The organism is Kitasatospora sp. NPDC052896, assembly GCF_044547075.1.
Classification (GTDB): domain Bacteria; phylum Actinomycetota; class Actinomycetes; order Streptomycetales; family Streptomycetaceae; genus Kitasatospora.
This window is the reverse complement of record NZ_JBITZU010000081.1, coordinates 1-1,303: the sequence shown is the minus strand read 5'-3', so window position 1 is coordinate 1,303 and position 1,303 is coordinate 1. Positions and strand designations below refer to the sequence as shown.

Below are 1,303 nucleotides of genomic sequence, written 5' to 3'. Positions count from 1 at the left end.
GGTGGTTTCTAGTGGTCGTCGCAACACGTGGTCGGTTGTCTAGGCCGCGATGAGTTTATGCAGACGCTCGGCTGGGGTTTCCCAGCCGAGCGTCTTGCGTGGGCGGCCGTTGAGTTCGGCGGCGACCGTCACAAGGTGTTCCGGGCCGTGGACGGACAGATCGGTGCCCTTGGGGAAGTACTGCCGCAGCAGGCCGTTCGTGTTCTCGTTGGAGCCGCGCTGCCAGGGACTGGCCGGGTCGCAGAAGTAGACCGGGATGTCGGTGGCCAAGGTGAACAGGCCGTGCTCGGCCATTTCCGAGCCCTGGTCCCAGGTCAGCGACCGCACCAGGTGGGCGGGCAGGGTCCGCACCGTTTCCACGAGGGCATCGCGGACCTGCTCGGCGGTGCGGCCGTTGGGCAGGTGCAGGAGCATCACGTAGCGGGTGGCACGCTCGACCAGCGTGCCGATCGCCGACGCGCCGTCCTTGCCGATGATGAGGTCACCCTCCCAGTGCCCGGGAACCGCCCGGTCCTCCACCTCGGCGGGACGCTCACTGATCATGACCATCGGGTGGGCGAACCTGGGCCTGCGCGCGGCGGCCTGGCGGTGGGGGACGCGCCGGGCGCGTCCAGTGCGCAGGGAGCCGGCCAGCTCGCGGCGCAACTCGCCACGGCCCTGGACATAGAGGGCCTGGTAGACGGTTTCGTGGGCCACGTGCATCTCCGGCCGCTCGGGAAAGGTGTCCCGTAGAGCCTGGCAGATCTGCTCCGGGCTCCACTTCCTGTCCAGGTGGTGCTGGATGAACTCCCGCAGCTCCCGGTTCAGGGCGATCTTGGCGGGCTTGGGGCGCGGTCGGCGGGCATCGGCGCGGGCCTGCGCGGCATGGGGCCGGTATCTGCCGCTGCCCGGGTGGCGGTTGCGCCGGATCTCCCGGCTGACCGTGGAGGGGCTGCGGCCCAGTTCGGCCGCGATCGCCCGCACGGTGGCCTTCTCCCGCAGCCGGTCGGCGATGTGGATGCGCTCGTCCTCGCACAGGTACCGGGACGGGCCGGACGGCTCTGCTACCGCTGTGAGCGGTAGCAGAGCCGTCCTTTGCGTTCCGGTGGGCTTGCGTCCGTTACGCCACTTCTGGCCGGTCCGAACGTCGATACCGACGATCCGGCAAGCCTCTTTGTTGCTGTAGCCCTGCTGCATGAGCCGGGAGTATGCCGCCCGCTCCCGAGTCAGCTTCCGCGGGCCCTGAGGCGTCCGGTCCTCACGGATCTCGAAGTCCAATGCATCCCCTGAACTGGGGTGTTGCAACAACTCCTAGAACCCAAGC

Annotated in this window: 1 protein-coding gene; it reads right to left on the bottom strand. The window is 68.9% G+C overall.

Going from position 1 to position 1,303, the window contains the following annotated elements:
• Positions 1 to 39 precede the first annotated feature (39 nt).
• Positions 40 to 1,176, bottom strand: coding sequence for an IS30 family transposase (locus ACIGXM_RS37410; protein WP_396568585.1), 1,137 nt, complete (start codon positions 1,174 to 1,176; stop codon positions 40 to 42).
• Between the last annotated feature and the right edge of the window lie 127 nt (positions 1,177 to 1,303).